This window comes from Aquisalimonas asiatica (assembly GCF_900110585.1).
GTDB classification, from domain to species: Bacteria; Pseudomonadota; Gammaproteobacteria; order Nitrococcales; family Aquisalimonadaceae; genus Aquisalimonas; species Aquisalimonas asiatica.
Genome location: NZ_FOEG01000018.1, coordinates 1 through 16,398 on the forward strand (window position 1 = coordinate 1; position 16,398 = coordinate 16,398).

At 63.4% G+C, this 16,398-nt stretch carries 13 protein-coding genes and 1 tRNA gene; all 14 read left to right on the top strand.

Annotation, left to right across the window (positions count from 1 at the left end):
* A partial coding sequence (locus BMZ02_RS18520; RefSeq protein ID WP_342707953.1) for an EF-Tu C-terminal domain-related protein occupies window positions 1–445 on the top strand: 445 nt, incomplete at its 5' end.
* 106 nt (window positions 446–551) lie between these two features.
* A tRNA-Trp gene (locus tag BMZ02_RS18525) sits at window positions 552–627 on the top strand.
* A 63-nt stretch (window positions 628–690) separates the two neighbouring features.
* Window positions 691–1,068, top strand: a complete 378-nt coding sequence (gene secE / locus BMZ02_RS18530) for a preprotein translocase subunit SecE (protein ID WP_091646560.1) — start codon at window positions 691–693, stop codon at window positions 1,066–1,068.
* 4 nt (window positions 1,069–1,072) lie between these two features.
* Window positions 1,073–1,606 carry a transcription termination/antitermination protein NusG gene (nusG, locus tag BMZ02_RS18535; RefSeq protein ID WP_091646561.1) on the top strand — a complete coding sequence of 178 codons (534 nt, stop codon included), beginning with the start codon at window positions 1,073–1,075 and terminating at the stop codon, window positions 1,604–1,606.
* A 104-nt stretch (window positions 1,607–1,710) separates the two neighbouring features.
* A complete protein-coding gene (gene rplK, locus BMZ02_RS18540) occupies window positions 1,711–2,145 on the top strand; it encodes a 50S ribosomal protein L11 (protein ID WP_091646563.1) in 435 nt (144 codons plus the stop codon).
* Entirely contained in the window at window positions 2,145–2,840 is a 696-nt protein-coding gene (gene rplA, locus BMZ02_RS18545) for a 50S ribosomal protein L1 (protein WP_091646566.1), read from the top strand. The genes rplK and rplA overlap by 1 nt, the downstream gene beginning before the upstream one ends.
* A gap of 278 nt (window positions 2,841–3,118) precedes the next feature.
* Window positions 3,119–3,646: a 50S ribosomal protein L10 gene (rplJ, locus tag BMZ02_RS18550; RefSeq protein WP_091646568.1), complete on the top strand. Its 528-nt coding sequence runs from the start codon at window positions 3,119–3,121 to the stop codon at window positions 3,644–3,646.
* Window positions 3,647–3,733: 87 nt separating this feature from the next.
* On the top strand, window positions 3,734–4,114 hold the full coding sequence (gene rplL / locus BMZ02_RS18555; protein WP_091646570.1) for a 50S ribosomal protein L7/L12: 381 nt from the start codon (window positions 3,734–3,736) through the stop codon (window positions 4,112–4,114).
* A 195-nt stretch (window positions 4,115–4,309) separates the two neighbouring features.
* Window positions 4,310–8,374: a DNA-directed RNA polymerase subunit beta gene (rpoB, locus tag BMZ02_RS18560; protein WP_091646572.1), complete on the top strand. Its 4,065-nt coding sequence runs from the start codon at window positions 4,310–4,312 to the stop codon at window positions 8,372–8,374.
* 79 nt (window positions 8,375–8,453) lie between these two features.
* Entirely contained in the window at window positions 8,454–12,728 is a 4,275-nt protein-coding gene (rpoC, locus tag BMZ02_RS18565) for a DNA-directed RNA polymerase subunit beta' (protein ID WP_091646574.1), read from the top strand.
* Window positions 12,729–12,905: 177 nt separating this feature from the next.
* On the top strand, window positions 12,906–13,280 hold the full coding sequence (gene rpsL / locus BMZ02_RS18570) for a 30S ribosomal protein S12 (RefSeq protein ID WP_091646576.1): 375 nt from the start codon (window positions 12,906–12,908) through the stop codon (window positions 13,278–13,280).
* A 41-nt stretch (window positions 13,281–13,321) separates the two neighbouring features.
* Window positions 13,322–13,792, top strand: coding sequence for a 30S ribosomal protein S7 (rpsG, locus tag BMZ02_RS18575; RefSeq protein ID WP_091646578.1), 471 nt, complete (start codon window positions 13,322–13,324; stop codon window positions 13,790–13,792).
* 18 nt (window positions 13,793–13,810) lie between these two features.
* Window positions 13,811–15,898, top strand: a complete 2,088-nt coding sequence (gene fusA, locus BMZ02_RS18580) for an elongation factor G (RefSeq protein ID WP_091646579.1) — start codon at window positions 13,811–13,813, stop codon at window positions 15,896–15,898.
* A gap of 97 nt (window positions 15,899–15,995) precedes the next feature.
* Window positions 15,996–16,398: GTP-binding protein (locus BMZ02_RS18585; RefSeq protein ID WP_139209210.1), on the top strand; the 403-nt coding region annotated here is incomplete at its 3' end.

A 16,398-nucleotide genomic window follows, 5' to 3' on the forward strand; every position in this document is an offset into this window, starting at 1 on the left:
TATTCGTCCGACGGTGAAGACGGTGTGCACGGGTGTTGAGATGTTCCGCAAGCTGCTGGACCAGGGCGAGGCGGGCGACAACATTGGTGCGCTGCTGCGTGGTACGAAGCGTGATGACGTGGAGCGTGGTCAGGTGCTGTGCAAGCCGGGTTCGATCACGCCGCACACGAAGTTCGAGTGCGAGGTGTACATTCTGTCGAAGGACGAGGGTGGTCGTCACACGCCGTTCTTCAACGGGTATCGCCCGCAGTTTTACTTCCGTACGACGGACGTGACGGGTTCCTGTGAGCTGCCGTCGGGTACGGAGATGGTGATGCCGGGTGACAACGTGCAGATGACGGTGTCGCTGATTGCGCCGATCGCGATGGAAGACGGTCTGCGCTTCGCCATCCGCGAAGGCGGCCGCACCGTCGGTGCCGGCGTGGTCTCCAAGATCATCGACTGATCGGAGCCTGCGTAACGCGGAACAATGCGGTAGACTACGGGGCGCGAGTCAGGTATAACCGGCTCGCGCCTTGGCCGCTTGGGTTCCGTTAAGCAAGACGTTCAACAGGCCAGTAGCTCAATTGGCAGAGCAGCGGTCTCCAAAACCGCAGGTTGGGGGTTCGAGTCCCTCCTGGCCTGCCACTCAACAGGATGGCAGGGCGTGTCGCCTTCAGGGCGCTTCCCGATCGGAGTCCCGCGGAACCGATGAAGTCCAAGTCGAACACCGAAAACTCGCCGGCTGACACCATCAAGCTGGTGGCAGCGCTCGTGATCCTCGGGGCCGGCATCTTCGGCTTCTATGTCTACGAGGACCAGCCGCAGCTGTTCCGGGTGCTCGGCATTCTTGCCGTTGGCGCGGTCGCCGTGGGTATTGCGGTCACCACCAACCCGGGCGCGAATCTCTGGCGTTTCATGCAGGATTCCCGCACCGAGGTGCGCAAGGTGGTCTGGCCGACCCGGCAGGAAACCGTGCAGACGACGATCATCGTGCTGATTGTTGTCGTCCTGGTGGCAATCTTTCTATGGCTGATGGACATGTTCTTCCTCTGGGGCGTCCAGCAGCTGCTTAATCCGGGAGGCTGAGGGCATGACGATGCGCTGGTATGTGGTTCACGCCTATTCCGGGTTTGAGAACAAGGTCAAGCAGGCCATCGAAGATCGCGTCAAGCGCGCGGGCCTGGAAGACAAGTTCGGCGACATTCTCGTGCCCACGGAAGAGGTGGTCGAGATCCGCGGCGGGCAGAAGCGCCGCAGTGAGCGGAAGTTCTTCCCCGGTTACGTGCTGGTCCGCATGGAGATGGATGACGAGACCTGGCACCTGGTGAAGGAAGTCCCGCGGGTCATGGGCTTCATCGGTGGGCGCAGTGACCGCCCGGCACCGATCTCCGACCGGGAGGCGGACCAGATCCTCAACCGGGTGCAGGAGGGTGTCGAGAAGCCGCGCCCGAAGGTGCTGTTCGAGGTCGGCGAAGTGGTGCGCGTCATCGACGGGCCGTTCACCGATTTCAACGGCGCCGTGGAAGAAGTGAACTACGAAAAGAGCCGCCTTCGGGTGGCCGTCCTGATCTTTGGCCGTTCCACGCCGGTGGAGCTGGGCTTCGATCAGGTCGAGAAAACCTGAGCGACGCGCTCGGGCCGAGCGCCGGATCGGGGTGGCCCGTTCCGGCGTTACGTATTTGAACCGGGGAGCCGATAAGGCGTTCGCACCCACATCAGGAGGCTTTCATGGCCAAGAAGGTTTCAGCTTATATCAAGCTGCAGGTCAAGGCCGGTCAGGCCAACCCGTCGCCGCCCGTCGGCCCCGCGCTGGGTCAGCATGGCGTGAACATCATGGAGTTCTGTAAGGCGTTCAACGCCCAGACCCAGGAGATGGAGCCGGGGCTGCCGATTCCCGTGGTGATCACGGTCTACTCCGACCGCAGCTTCACGTTCATCACCAAGACCCCGCCGGCGGCGATCCTGCTGAAGAAGGCTGCGGGCATCAAGAGCGGTTCCGGTGTGCCGAACAAGGACAAGGTGGGCACGGTGACCCGCGAACAGCTCGAGGAGATTGCACGCACCAAGGAGCCGGACCTGTCCGCCTCCGATATGGATGCGGCCGTGCGCACCATCGCCGGTAGCGCGCGGAGCATGGGTCTCGAGGTTGAGGGGGTCGAATAATGGCTAAGCTGACCAAGCGCCAGAAAGCGTTCGCCGAGAAGGTTGAGCGCGGCAAGCAGTACCCTGCCGAAGATGCCTTTGCACTGCTGAAGGATCTGCCGGCGCCGCGGTTCGCGGAGACGGTGGAAGTGGCGGTGAACCTGGGTGTTGATCCGCGGAAGTCGGATCAGATCGTGCGCGGTTCCACCGTGCTGCCCAACGGCACCGGCAAGAGCGTGCGGGTTGCGGTCTTCGCCCAGGGCGAGAAGGCCGAAGCCGCGAAGGAAGCCGGGGCCGACGTGGTCGGTATGGACGACCTTGCCGAGCAGATCAAGGGCGGCGACCTGGACTTCAACGTGGTGATTGCCAGCCCTGATACCATGGGTACCGTGGGCAAGCTGGGAACGATTCTCGGCCCGCGCGGTCTCATGCCGAACCCGAAAGTCGGGACGGTTGCCCAGGACGTGGCCGCGGCGGTGAAGAACGCCAAGGCCGGTCAGGTGCGGTATCGCACCGACAAGAAGGGCATCATCCATGCCGGTATCGGCAAGATCGACTTTACGCCCCAGCAGCTGCGCGAGAATCTGGAAGCGCTGGTGTCGGACCTGAACAAGGCCAAGCCGGCAGCTGCCAAGGGCATTTACATGAAGAAGGTGACGGTGGCGTCCACCATGGGTCCGGGGATTGCCCTGGATCTGTCGTCGCTGAACACCTGAACCAGATCCGCATCGGGTGATGGTGCTGCCATCGCCCGCGCGGTGTCTTGAGGCTGTCGGAAAGCGGCAGCCGTCAGAGACCGCTTGGCGCGGCTCCGGCCGCTTAATCGATCACTCCGGTGGTCGGCCAGCGTAGACGGTGCAGCCCCGGGCAGATCAATGCTGCGGAAGGCGACCGTTCAACCCCGAAAGGGGCGAGCCGGATTATCCGGCTCACACGCGCCCTGGCAACGTGTCGTTGTCGGGGGTCATGGCCAGGTTCCAGGAGGACATTCCCAATGCCAATGAGTCTGGAACAGAAAAAGGCGATGACCGCGGAAGTCAATGCGGTCGCCCAATCGGCCCACTCGGCCGTTGCTGCGGAGTATCGCGGTATCAAGGCGACCGAGATGGACAGCCTGCGCGCCCAGGCACGCAATCAGGGTGTCTACCTGCGGGTGGTCAAGAACTCGATTGCGCGTCGGGCTGTTGAAGGGACGGACTTCGAATGCATGACGGAGGAGTTCTCCGGTCCGCTGATGCTCGCATTCTCCCAGGAGGATCCGGGTTCTGCAGCGCGGCTGGTGAAGTCCTACGCCAAGGAGAACAGCAACCTTGTTCCCAAGTTCGTCTCCATCAGTGGTTCAGTCTACCCGGCCTCCGAACTGGAGCGCCTGGCGAGCCTGCCCACGCGTGACGAGGCTATCAGCAAGCTGATGGCGACCATGAAGGCGCCGACCCAGAAGCTGGCGACCACCTTGAACGAGGTGCCCGGCAAGCTGGTGCGGACGCTGGCCGCTGTTCGCGATGCCAAAGAGGCGGGCTGATCGACTTCCGGTTTTCGTCTGATTCTTTCATTACGCAGTCAAAGCCCGAAGGGGCTGATCTGACCGTTTAAACGCAGGAGTTTCAAAATGGCCGTTTCCAAAGAGGACATCCTCGAGACGATCGGTAACATGAGCGTCCTCGAGATCGTTGATCTCATCGAGGCGATGGAAGAGAAGTTCGGCGTCACCGCGGCTGCCGCCGTGGCCGCTGCGCCTGCCGCCGCTGGTGGTGGCGAGGCTGAAGCCGCCGAAGAGAAGACCGAGTTCGACGTCATCCTGAGCAGCTTCGGTGACAACAAGGTCGGCGTGATCAAGGCCGTGCGCGGCATCACCGGCCTGGGTCTGAAGGAAGCCAAGGAAGTCGTCGAAGGCGCCCCGTCCCCGCTCAAGGAAGGTGCGAGCAAGGACGAAGCCGAAGAGATGAAGAGCAAGCTGGAAGAGGCTGGCGCTTCCGTCGAGATCAAGTAAGACTTGACGGTAGAGAGCGTTAGCAAGCTGTGATCGGGATCGGCTGGTGGCCCAGTGGCCGCCGGCCTTTTCCCGTTTCTGGGACAACCGGATGTCCGAGCGGGTTTAAAGTTACGTGCTTCGGCCGTTGAGGCCTGAGTGCGGAAGTTTAAACAACTGTCTCGTTCCCCGGACGAACTTGGGTGAGGAACCTCGATGGCCTATTCGTTCACCGAAAAGAAGCGTATCCGCAAGGATTTCGGCAAGATCCCCAATATTCTGGAGGTCCCCTATCTTCTAGCGACGCAGCTGGATTCCTACCACCAGTTCCTGCAGCTGGACTCGAACCCTGACCAGCGTGACGACGCCGGTCTGCATGCCGCGTTCCGCTCCGTGTTCCCGATCAGCAGCTATTCGGGCTCGGCGGCGCTGGAGTATGTCAACTACCGTATCGGAACGCCCGTGTTCGACGTCAAGGAGTGTCAGCTTCGCGGCATGACCTACGCGGCACCGCTGCGCGCCCTGGTACGCCTTGTGATTTACGACAAGGACGCCAAGACGGTCAAGGACGTCAAGGAACAGGAAGTCTACATGGGCGAACTGCCGCTCATGACCGAGAACGGCACCTTCGTCGTGAACGGCACCGAGCGTGTCATCGTCAACCAGCTGCACCGTTCGCCGGGTGTGTTCTTTGACCACGACAAGGGCAAGACGCACTCCTCGGGCAAGCTGCTGTTCTCCGCGCGGGTGATCCCCTACCGCGGCTCCTGGCTCGACTTCGAGTTCGATCCCAAGGACAACATTTTCGTGCGCATCGACCGTCGCCGGAAGCTGCCGGCGACCATCCTGCTGCGCGCGCTGGGCTACGGCCCGGAAGAGATCCTGGATCTCTTCTTCGAGAAGAACACGTTCCACTTCAAGAAGGACAGCGTGGTCCTGGACCTGGTCCCGGAGCGGCTGCGTGGCGAGACCGCCCAGTTCCCCATCGAGCTCAACGGCGAGGTGCTGGTGGAGCAGGGGCGGCGCGTGACCGCGCGGCACATCCGCCAGATGGAAAAGGCGGAAATGAAGCAGCTCACGGTGCCGGAAGAGTACCTGGAAGGCCGTATCCTGGCGCACGACGTGGTGGACGCCTCCACCGGCGAAGTGATCGCCGAGGCCAACGCCGAGCTGACGCCCGACAGCATCCAGGCGATGCGTGATGCCGGTATCAAGAAGATCGACACCCTGTTCGTGAACGATCTCGACCAGGGTCCGTACGTGTCCAACACGCTGCGGATCGATACCACGCGCACCCAGCTGGAATCGCTGGTCGAGATCTACCGCATGATGCGCCCGGGCGAGCCGCCGACGAAGGATGCCGCCGAGAGCCTGTTCCAGAACCTGTTCTTCTCCGAGGACCGGTATGACCTCTCCGCCGTCGGCCGGATGAAGTTCAACCTCCGGGTCGGGCGCGACGAAGTGACGGGCCCGGGCACGCTGAGCAACGACGACATCATCGACGTGCTCAAGGCGATGATCGACATCCGCAACGGCAAGGACACGGTCGACGACATCGACCACCTGGGCAACCGCCGCATCCGCTCCGTGGGCGAGATGGCGGAGAATGTCTTCCGCGTCGGCCTGGTGCGCGTCGAGCGCGCCGTGCGGGAACGCCTGAGCCTGGCGGAGAGCGAGGGGCTGATGCCCCAGGAGCTGATCAACGCCAAGCCCGTGGCCGCGGCGATCAAGGAGTTCTTCGGCTCCTCGCAGCTGTCGCAGTTCATGGACCAGAACAACCCGCTCTCCGAGGTGACCCACAAGCGCCGGGTCTCCGCCCTCGGGCCGGGTGGTCTGACCCGTGAGCGTGCCGGCTTCGAAGTCCGTGACGTGCATCCGACCCACTACGGTCGTGTCTGCCCGATCGAGACGCCGGAAGGGCCGAACATCGGTCTGATCAACTCGCTGGCCTGCTACGCCCGCACCAACCGTTACGGCTTCCTGGAGACGCCGTACCGCCGCGTGGTGGATGGCCAGGTCACGTCCCAGGTGGACTACCTCTCGGCGATCGAGGAGTCCCGCTACATCATCGCCCAGGCCAACGCCCGGCTGGACGAGAACGGCAACCTGGCGGACGACCTGATCTCGATCCGGCACCAGAACGAGTTCGGCATGTCCACCCCGGACAAGATCCAGTACATGGACGTGTCGCCGAAGCAGACGGTCTCCGTGGCCGCGGCGCTGGTGCCGTTTCTGGAGCACGACGACGCCAACCGCGCGCTGATGGGTGCCAACATGCAGCGCCAGGCGGTGCCCACTCTGCGTGGCGAGAAGCCGCTGGTGGGTACCGGCATGGAACGTGCCGTGGCCACCGACTCCGGTGTCACCGTGGTGGCGCGCCGGGGCGGCGTGGTCGAGTCCGTGGACGCGGCCCGCGTGGTCATTCGCGTCAACGATGACGAAACGGCGCCGGGTGAGCCGGGTGTGGATATCTACAACCTCACCAAGTACACGCGCTCGAACCAGAACACCTGCATCAACCAGAAGTCCCTGGTGAACGTGGGTGACGTGGTGGCCACCGGTGACGTGCTGGCCGACGGCCCGAGCACGGACATGGGCGAGCTGGCGCTGGGGCAGAACATGCTCATCGCCTTCATGCCCTGGAACGGTTACAACTTCGAGGACTCCATCCTCATCTCCGAGAGGGTGGTCCAGGAGGATCGTTACACCACGATCCACATCGAGGAGCTCACCTGCGTGGCCCGGGACACCAAGCTGGGGCCGGAGGAGATCACCGCCGACATCCCCAACGTGGGCGAGTCCGCCCTGTCCAAGCTGGACGAGGCCGGTATCGTCTACATCGGCGCCGAGGTGAAGGCGGGTGACATCCTGGTGGGCAAGGTCACGCCCAAGGGCGAGAGCCAGCTGACGCCGGAGGAGAAACTCCTGCGCGCCATCTTCGGCGAGAAGGCGTCGGACGTGAAGGACACCTCTTCGCGTGTGTCCTCGGGCATGGACGGCACGGTCATCGACGTGCAGGTCTTCACCCGCGACGGCGTGGAGAAGGACTCCCGCGCGCTGTCCATCGAGCGCGAGGCGCTGGCGAAGATTCGCAAGGATCTGGACGACCAGTACCGCATCTTCGAGGACGACGCCTTCCAGCGCGTGCAGTCGGCCATTGTCGGCCTGGAAGCCGAAGGCGGCCCGAACGGCCTGAAGTCCGGCAACAAGGTCTCCGAGAAATACCTGGAGACGCTGGACCGGGAGAAGTGGTTCGAGATCCGTCTGAAGGACGAGTCCGCGAACGAGCTCCTGGAGCGGGTGCAGCAGCAGCTGAAATCCCAGCAGGAAGCGTTCGAGCAGCACTTCGAGGAGAAGAAGGGCAAGATCACCCAGGGTGACGACCTTGCTCCCGGCGTGCTGAAGATGGTCAAGGTCTACCTGGCGGTGAAGCGCCGTTTCCAGGCCGGTGACAAGATGGCCGGCCGCCACGGGAACAAGGGCGTCATCTCCATGATCGTGCCCCAGGAGGACATGCCGTTCGACAAGGACGGCCGTCCGGTGGACGTGGTGCTCAGCCCGCTGGGTGTGCCATCACGCATGAACGTGGGGCAGGTGCTGGAAGTCCATCTGGGCTGGGCGGCCAAGGAGCTGGGGCGCAAACTCGCCCGAATGCTCGACGCCAAGGCCAAGGTGGACGAATTGCGCCAGGAGCTGGATGCCATCTACAACCACAGCGGCCAGACCGTGGACCTGGCGAACCTCAGCGACGAGGAGGTGGTGCGCCTGTGCGACAACCTCCGCGGCGGGGTGCCCATGGCCACGCCGGTCTTCGATGGTGCCAACGAGGACGAGATCAAGTACATGCTGCGCCAGGCGGGGCTGCCGGAATCCGGCCAGACCACGCTGTTCGACGGCCGTACCGGCGATGCCTTTGATCGCCCGGTGACCGTGGGCTACATGTACATGCTCAAGCTCAACCACCTGATCGACGACAAGGTCCACGCCCGTTCCACCGGGCCGTACTCGCTGGTCACCCAGCAGCCGCTGGGCGGCAAGGCGCAGTTCGGTGGTCAGCGCTTCGGTGAGATGGAAGTCTGGGCGCTGGAGGCCTACGGTGCGGCGTATACGCTGCAGGAGATGCTGACGGTGAAATCCGACGACGTGAACGGCCGGACACAGATGTACAAGAACATCGTGGACGGCAATCATGAAATGAAGGCCGGTATGCCCGAGTCCTTCAACGTGTTGATCAAGGAGATCCGCTCCCTCGGTATCAATATCGAGCTGGAACAGGACTGATCACCACAAGCGCACCGCTGCCGGGGCTTGCCCGGCAGCGGCGTCAGCATTCACGAACGAGGTTGGCGGACGAACGGCTATGAAAGACCTTCTCAATCTGTTCAAGCAGGCCGGCGGACAGCCGGATGATTTCGATTCCATCCGGATCAAGCTGGCATCGCCGGAAATGATCCGGTCCTGGTCCTTCGGTGAAGTGAAGAAGCCGGAGACCATCAACTACCGTACCTTCAAGCCGGAGCGCGACGGGCTGTTCTGCGCCAAGATCTTTGGCCCGGTCAAGGACTACGAGTGCCTGTGCGGCAAGTACAAGCGCCTCAAGCATCGTGGCGTGGTCTGCGAGAAGTGCGGCGTCGAGGTCACGCTGGCCAAGGTGCGCCGTGAGCGCATGGGTCATATCGACCTGGCCAGCCCGGTGGCGCACATCTGGTACCTCAAGTCCCTGCCCAGCCGCATCGGCCTGCTGCTGGACATGACCCTGCGCGACATCGAGCGCGTGCTCTACTTCGAGGCGTTCATCGTCATCGACCCGGGCATGACGCCGCTGGAGCGGGGTCAGCTGCTCACCGACGAGGGTTACCTGGACGCCGTGGAGCAGTACGGCGACGAGTTCGACGCGCGCATGGGCGCCGAGGCGGTGAAGGAGCTGCTGTCCAGCGTCGAGCTGCAGGAAGAGCAGCAGAAGCTGCGCGAGGAGCTCAACGCCACCAACTCCGACACCAAGATCAAGCGGCTGTCCAAGCGGCTGAAGATCGTCGAGGCGTTCATCGAGTCCGGCAACAAGCCGGAGTGGATGGTGCTGGACGTGCTGCCGGTGCTGCCGCCGGATCTGCGCCCGCTGGTGCCCCTGGACGGCGGGCGCTTCGCGACCAGTGACCTGAACGATCTCTACCGCCGGGTGATCAACCGCAACAACCGCCTCAAGCGGCTGCTGGAGCTGAACGCCCCGGACATCATCGTGCGCAACGAAAAGCGCATGCTGCAGGAGTCCGTGGACGCGCTGCTGGATAACGGCCGCCGCGGCCGGGCCATCACCGGCACCAACAAGCGTCCGCTGAAATCCCTGGCCGACATGATCAAGGGCAAGCAGGGCCGTTTCCGGCAGAACCTGCTGGGCAAGCGCGTGGACTACTCCGGCCGCTCCGTGATCGTGGTCGGCCCCACCCTGCGCCTGCACCAGTGCGGCCTGCCCAAGCGCATGGCGCTGGAGCTGTTCAAGCCGTTCATCTTCTCCAAGCTGCAGCGGCTGGGCCTGGCCACCACCATCAAGGCGGCCAAGAAGATGGTCGAGCGCGAGGCGCCGGAAGTCTGGGACATCCTCGAGGATGTCATCCGGGAACACCCGGTGCTGCTCAACCGGGCGCCCACACTTCACCGCCTGGGCATCCAGGCGTTCGAGCCGGTGCTCATCGAGGGCAAGGCCATCCAGCTGCATCCGCTGGTCTGCACCGCCTACAACGCCGACTTCGACGGCGACCAGATGGCCGTGCACGTGCCCCTGTCCCTGGAGGCGCAGCTGGAATCCCGCGCCCTGATGATGGCGACCAACAACATCCTGTCGCCCGCCAGCGGTGATCCCATCATCGTGCCGTCCCAGGACGTGGTGCTGGGGCTGTACTACATGTCCCGCCACCGGGTGAACGCCTCGGGCGAGGGCACGCGCTTCTCCGACCTGAACGAGGTTCACCGGGCCTACGACAGTGGCCAGGTGGGTCTGCAGGCGGCCGTGCAGGTGCGCATCAAGGAGACGGTGATCGAGGAGGATGGCTCGCGCCGCGAGGTCATCACCCGCTACGACACCACCGTCGGCCGTGCGCTGATCTACCGCATCATGCCGGAAGGCCTGCCGTTCGAGCTGGTGAACCGGGAGATGAACAAGAAGTCCATCTCCGCCACCATCAACGCCTGCTACCGCGACGTGGGTCTGAAGGAGACGGTGATCTTCGCCGACCAGCTCATGTACATGGGCTTCCACTTCTCCACCCGTGCGGCCGTGTCCATCGGCGTCAACGACATGGTGATCCCGGAAGAGAAGGGCGGGATCCTTGGCGGGGCCGAGGAAGAGGTGAAGGACATCGAGGAGCAGTACGCCTCGGGTCTGGTCACCAACGGCGAACGGTACAACAAGGTGGTCGACATCTGGTCCCGCACCAACGACCAGGTGGCCAAGGCCATGATGGACAAGCTCGGCACCGAGGCGGTGGTCGACGCGGAAGGTAACGAAGTCCGGCAGTCGTCGTTCAACTCCATCTTCATGATGGCCGACTCCGGCGCCCGTGGCTCCGCCGCCCAGATCCGCCAGCTCTCCGGCATGCGCGGTCTGATGGCGAAGCCGGACGGCTCCATCATCGAGACGCCGATCACGGCGAACTTCCGTGAAGGCCTCAACGTGCTGCAGTACTTCATCTCCACCCACGGCGCCCGTAAGGGGCTCGCGGATACGGCGCTGAAGACCGCCAACTCCGGTTACCTGACCCGCCGCCTCGTGGACGTGGCTCAGGATCTGGTGGTCACGGAGCACGACTGCGGCACGGACGACGGCGTCTACATGTCGCCCATCATTGAAGGTGGTGACGTGGTGGAACCGCTGCGCGAGCGCGTGCTGGGCCGTGTGCTCTGCAACGACGTCCTCGACAGCGAGAGCCAGGAAGTGGCCCTGCCGGCCGGGACGCTGCTGGACGAAGCGCTGGTGGACCAGATGGAAACCATGGGTGTGGACGAGGTGAAGGTGCGCTCGCCCATCACCTGTAACACCCGTCACGGCGTGTGCTCCATGTGCTACGGCCGCGACCTGGCCCGCGGGCATCAGGTCAACGTCGGCGAATCCGTGGGCGTCATCGCCGCGCAGTCCATCGGCGAGCCGGGCACGCAGCTGACCATGCGCACGTTCCACATCGGTGGTGCGGCCTCCCGTGCCGCCGCCGTGAGCGACGTGGAAGTCAAGTCGGCCGGCCGGGTGCGGTTCCACAAGCTGAACACCATCCAGCACCACTCCGGCAACCTGGTCGTGGTCTCCCGGTCCGGTGAGATCACCGTCATGGACGAGCAGGGGCGTGAGCGTGAGCGCTACAAGGTGCCGTACGGTGCCACGGTTCCGGTCAACGAAGGGGACGCCGTGGAGGCGAACCAGGTGGTTGCCACCTGGGACCCGCACACCCACCCGATTGTCACGGAGGTGCGCGGTCGCCTGCGGTTCTTCGACTTTATCGAAGGCGTGACCGTGAACCGCCAGGTGGACGAGATCACCGGCCTGTCCAGCCTCGAGATCACCGATCCCAAGACCCGCGGCAACCAGGAGTACGACAGTCAGCTCCCGGGCGCCAAGAAGGACGAGCGCGTGGCCGCCAAGGACATGCGGCCGATGATCAAGCTGGTGGATGATGACGGCAAGGACGTCATGATTCCCGGTACGGACATCCCGGCGCAGTACTACCTGCCGGCGGGCGCCATCATCAGCGTGGAAGACAACGCTGACGTGGACGTCGGTGACGTGCTGGCGAGGATTCCGCAGGAGTCTTCCAAGACCCGCGACATCACCGGTGGTCTGCCCCGTGTTGCCGACCTGTTCGAGGCGCGCAAGCCGAAGGAACCGGCGATCCTCGCCGAGATCTCCGGCACCGTCTCGTTCGGCAAGGAGACCAAGGGCAAGCAGCGTCTGATCATCACGCCGCAGGAGGGTGACAGCTACGAGGAGCTGATTCCCAAGTGGCGCAACATCAACGTGTTCGAGGGCGAGCACGTGGAGCGCGGCGAGGTGGTTGCCGACGGCGAGCCCAGCCCGCACGACATCCTGCGCCTCCTGGGTGTGCCGGCATTGGCCGCCTACGTGGTCAAGGAGATCCAGGACGTCTACCGTCTGCAGGGCGTGAAGATCAACGACAAGCACATCGAAGTGATCATCCGCCAGATGCTGCGCAAGGCCGAGGTCACCGACTCCGGTGACAGCACCCTGCTGCGCGGTGAGCAGGTGGATCGTGCCACCGCGGATGAGATCAACGACGAGCTCGCCATTGGTGACAAGGCGCCGGTGCACTACCAGCCGGTCCTGCTCGGGATCACCAAGGCGTCGCTGTCCACCGAGTCGTTCATTTCCGCGGCGTCGTTCCAGGAGACCACGCGGGTGCTCACCGAGGCCTCTGTACGCGGTGGCAAGGATGATCTCCGCGGGCTCAAGGAAAACGTCATCGTGGGTCGACTGATTCCGGCCGGCACCGGGTTCGCCTACCACGAGGAGCGGCGTCGCCAGCGGCAGATGGGTCTGCCCACCTCCGCGGCCGATGCCGAAGCGGAGCTCGCCTCGGAGCTCGCCGAGAGCGACAGCGAAGCCACCGAGCGCAGCGAAACGCCGGACGAGTAAGCCGGCGTCTCGCCCCGGGCCCGCCGGCGCTGACGGCGGGCCCGGTACTGTCTTCGGAAACCCCCGTCAGCCAAGGGTTTGGTTGACAGGGGGACCCTGTCTGCCTACAATTGCGCACCTTCGACAGGCCGGCTCGTTCGGCCTGTCGTTTGTTTACAGCTTGGAGTGAACGATTTAATGGCTACGATCAATCAGTTGGTCCGCAAGGGACGCCGTAGCAAGACCGCGAAAAGCAACGTGCCGGCGCTCGAGGCGAGCCCCCAGCGTCGTGGCGTATGCACGCGTGTTTACACTACCACGCCGAAGAAGCCGAACTCGGCCCTGCGTAAGGTCGCGCGTGTGCGTCTGACCAACGGTTACGAAGTCGCCTCCTATATTGGTGGTGAAGGTCATAACCTCCAGGAGCACTCGGTCGTGCTGATCCGTGGCGGTCGTGTAAAGGACTTGCCCGGTGTGCGTTATCACACGGTTCGTGGCGCGCTGGACACCGCTGGTGTCGACAAGCGCCGCCAGGGCCGTTCCAAGTACGGTACCAAGAAGCCCAAGGGCTAGTCGGTTCCGTCCCAGTATTCTGAAAGGCTTCGGGTAATAACATGCCGAGAAGACGTGAAGTTCCCAAACGTAAAGTCCTTCCCGATCCCAAGTTCGGGAGTGAGCTGCTGGCGAAGTTCGTCAACATGCTCATGAGCGACGGCAAGAAGTCCGTCGCCGAGCGGATCGTGTATAACGCGCTGGACGAGATTCAGGAGAAGGGCAGCGCAGAGCCGGTCGCGACCCTGGAGCAGGCGCTGGAGAACATCCGCCCCACGGTCGAGGTGAAGTCCCGTCGTGTCGGTGGCGCCACCTACCAGGTGCCGGTGGAGGTTCGTCCCGATCGCCGTAATACGCTGGCCATGCGCTGGCTGATCGAGGCCGCGCGCAAGCGCAGTGAAAAGACGATGTCCCAGCGCCTGTCCGGCGAGGTCCGGGATGCCGCTGAAAGTCGCGGCACCGCGGTGAAGAAGCGTGAAGACACGCACCGCATGGCCGAAGCCAACAAGGCGTTTTCTCACTATCGCTGGTAACAGCAAGGGTAATTGACCGTGCCACGCAAGACTCCTATCGAGCGCTATCGCAATATCGGCATCATGGCGCACATTGATGCCGGCAAGACCACCGTGACCGAGCGCATCCTGTTCTACACGGGTGTGTCGCACAAGATGGGCGAAGTCCATGACGGTGCGGCCACCATGGACTGGATGAGTCAGGAGCAGGAGCGTGGCATCACGATCACCTCTGCTGCCACGACGACGTTCTGGCGTGGTATGGACCAGCAGTATCCCGAGACCCGTATCAACATCATTGATACCCCGGGTCACGTGGACTTCACCATCGAGGTGGAGCGGTCCCTGCGGGTGCTCGACGGTGCGGTCTGTGTGCTGGACGCCAACGCCGGCGTGGAGCCGCAGACGGAGACCGTGTGGCGTCAGGCCAACAAGTACGGCGTGCCGCGCATGGTGTTCGTCAACAAGATGGACAAGATGGGCGCGGACTACTACCGCTGCGTGGAAATGCTGGGCTCGCGCCTGGGTACGCACGCGGTGCCGATCCAGCTGCCCATCGGCGCGGAAGACGAGTTCGCCGGCGTGGTCGACTTGATCGAAATGCGGGCCATCTACTGGAATCCGGACGACGCGGGCATGACCTACGAGTCCAAGGAGATTCCGGCGGACCTGCAGGAGAGCGCCGAGAAGTACCGTGAGCAGATGGTCGAGGCCGCGGCCGAAGCCGACGAAGAGCTCATGAACAAGTATCTCGAGGGCGATCTCACCAACGATGACATCCGTGCGGGCCTGCGTCAGCGCACGATCGCCAACGAGATCGTCACCGTGACCTGCGGCAGTGCGTTCAAGAACAAGGGCGTCCAGGCGCTGCTGGATGCCGTCATCGAGTTCATGCCGAACCCGTACCAGGTGCCCGCCATCGAGGGTGAGCTGGACAACGGCGAGAAGGCCGAACGTCATCCGGATGACGACGAGCCGTTTGCCGCCCTGGCGTTCAAGATCGCCACCGACCCCTACGTGGGGACGCTGACGTTCTTCCGGGTGTACTCCGGCGTCATCCAGTCCGGCGACCAGGTCTACAACCCGGTCAAGGGCAAGAAGGAGCGCGTCGGCCGGCTGGTGCAGATGCACTCCAATGACCGCCAGGAGATCAAGGAAGTGCGCGCCGGTGACATTGCCGCCGCGGTTGGTCTCAAGGATGTCACCACCGGTGACACCCTGTGTGCCGCAGACAAGCACATCACGCTGGAGCGCATGGAGTTTCCGGATCCGGTTATCTCCGTTGCGGTGGAGCCGAAGTCCAAGGCGGACCAGGAAAAGATGGGCATGGCACTGGGCAAGCTGGCCCAGGAAGACCCGTCCTTCCAGGTGCGTACCGACGAGGAATCCGGTCAGACCATCATCTCCGGTATGGGCGAGCTGCACCTGGAGATCATCGTCGACCGGCTGAAGCGCGAGTTCAAGGTCGAGGCCAATGTGGGTAACCCGCAGGTGGCCTACCGCGAGAGCATCCGCAAGGAAGTCGAACAGGAAGGCAAGTTCGTCCGGCAGTCGGGTGGTCGCGGTCAGTTCGGTCACGTCTGGATTCGCCTGGTCCCGCTGGATCGTGGTGGCGACTACGAGTTCGAGAACAAGATCGTCGGTGGTGTCATTCCGAAGGAATACATCCCGTCGGTGGACAAGGGCATCCAGGAGCAGGCGGAGAACGGCGTCATTGCCGGGTATCCCGTGGTCGACTTCAAGGTGGTTCTGTTCGACGGTTCCTACCACGATGTTGACTCTTCTGAAATGGCGTTTAAGATTGCCGGCTCCATGGCATTCAAGGAAGCCGTGGCCAAGGCCGATCCCGTCCTTCTCGAGCCGATGATGGCCGTCGAGGTGGTGACGCCCGAGGATTACATGGGCGACGTGGTCGGTGACCTGAACCGCCGTCGCGGCACCATCAAGGGCATGGAAGAGGCCCCGGTTGGCCGGATCATCCGCGCCGACGTGCCGCTGAAGGAAATGTTCGGCTACTCCACGGATCTGCGTTCCGCGACCCAGGGGCGTGCCAGCTACGTCATGACCTTTGATCACTACGCGGAAGCGCCTGCGAGCGTCGCTGCGGAGGTCCAGAAAGCCTCCTGAGCGAACCGCTGCCAGCCACCGGAGAGGTGGCCCCGCGGTGATTGGAATTCGTGCCGGCGTCGTTGGCGCCGGCAGCAACAGTACAAGGGGATGAACCGTGTCCAAGAGCAAGTTTGAGCGTAGTAAGCCGCACTGCAACGTGGGAACGATTGGTCACGTTGACCATGGTAAGACGACGCTGACTGCAGCCATGACGAAGGTGATGGGTGAGCAGTCTGGTGGTGACGTTCGTGCGTTTGACCAGATTGACAATGCGCCGGAGGAGAAGGCGCGTGGTATCACGATTGCGACGGCGCACGTGGAGTACGAGTCGAGTGAGCGTCACTATGCGCACGTGGACTGCCCGGGTCACGCGGACTATGTGAAGAACATGATCACGGGTGCTGCGCAGATGGACGGTGCGATTCTGGTGGTGTCGGCGGCGGACGGCCCGATGCCGCAGACGCGCGAGCACATTCTGCTGAGCCGCCAGGTGGGTGTTCCGTTCATTGTGGTGTATT

What these genes read in the sequence shown, in the direction of transcription:
- secE (WP_091646560.1), top strand. Translation starts at nt 691, where the DNA reads ATGAAGTCCAAGTCGAACACCGAAAACTCGCCGGCTGACACCATCAAG.
- nusG (WP_091646561.1), top strand. Translation starts at nt 1,073, where the DNA reads ATGACGATGCGCTGGTATGTGGTTCACGCCTATTCCGGGTTTGAGAAC.
- rplK (WP_091646563.1), top strand. Translation starts at nt 1,711, where the DNA reads ATGGCCAAGAAGGTTTCAGCTTATATCAAGCTGCAGGTCAAGGCCGGT.
- rplA (WP_091646566.1), top strand. Translation starts at nt 2,145, where the DNA reads ATGGCTAAGCTGACCAAGCGCCAGAAAGCGTTCGCCGAGAAGGTTGAG.
- rplJ (WP_091646568.1), top strand. Translation starts at nt 3,119, where the DNA reads ATGCCAATGAGTCTGGAACAGAAAAAGGCGATGACCGCGGAAGTCAAT.
- rplL (WP_091646570.1), top strand. Translation starts at nt 3,734, where the DNA reads ATGGCCGTTTCCAAAGAGGACATCCTCGAGACGATCGGTAACATGAGC.
- rpoB (WP_091646572.1), top strand. Translation starts at nt 4,310, where the DNA reads ATGGCCTATTCGTTCACCGAAAAGAAGCGTATCCGCAAGGATTTCGGC.
- rpoC (WP_091646574.1), top strand. Translation starts at nt 8,454, where the DNA reads ATGAAAGACCTTCTCAATCTGTTCAAGCAGGCCGGCGGACAGCCGGAT.
- rpsL (WP_091646576.1), top strand. Translation starts at nt 12,906, where the DNA reads ATGGCTACGATCAATCAGTTGGTCCGCAAGGGACGCCGTAGCAAGACC.
- rpsG (WP_091646578.1), top strand. Translation starts at nt 13,322, where the DNA reads ATGCCGAGAAGACGTGAAGTTCCCAAACGTAAAGTCCTTCCCGATCCC.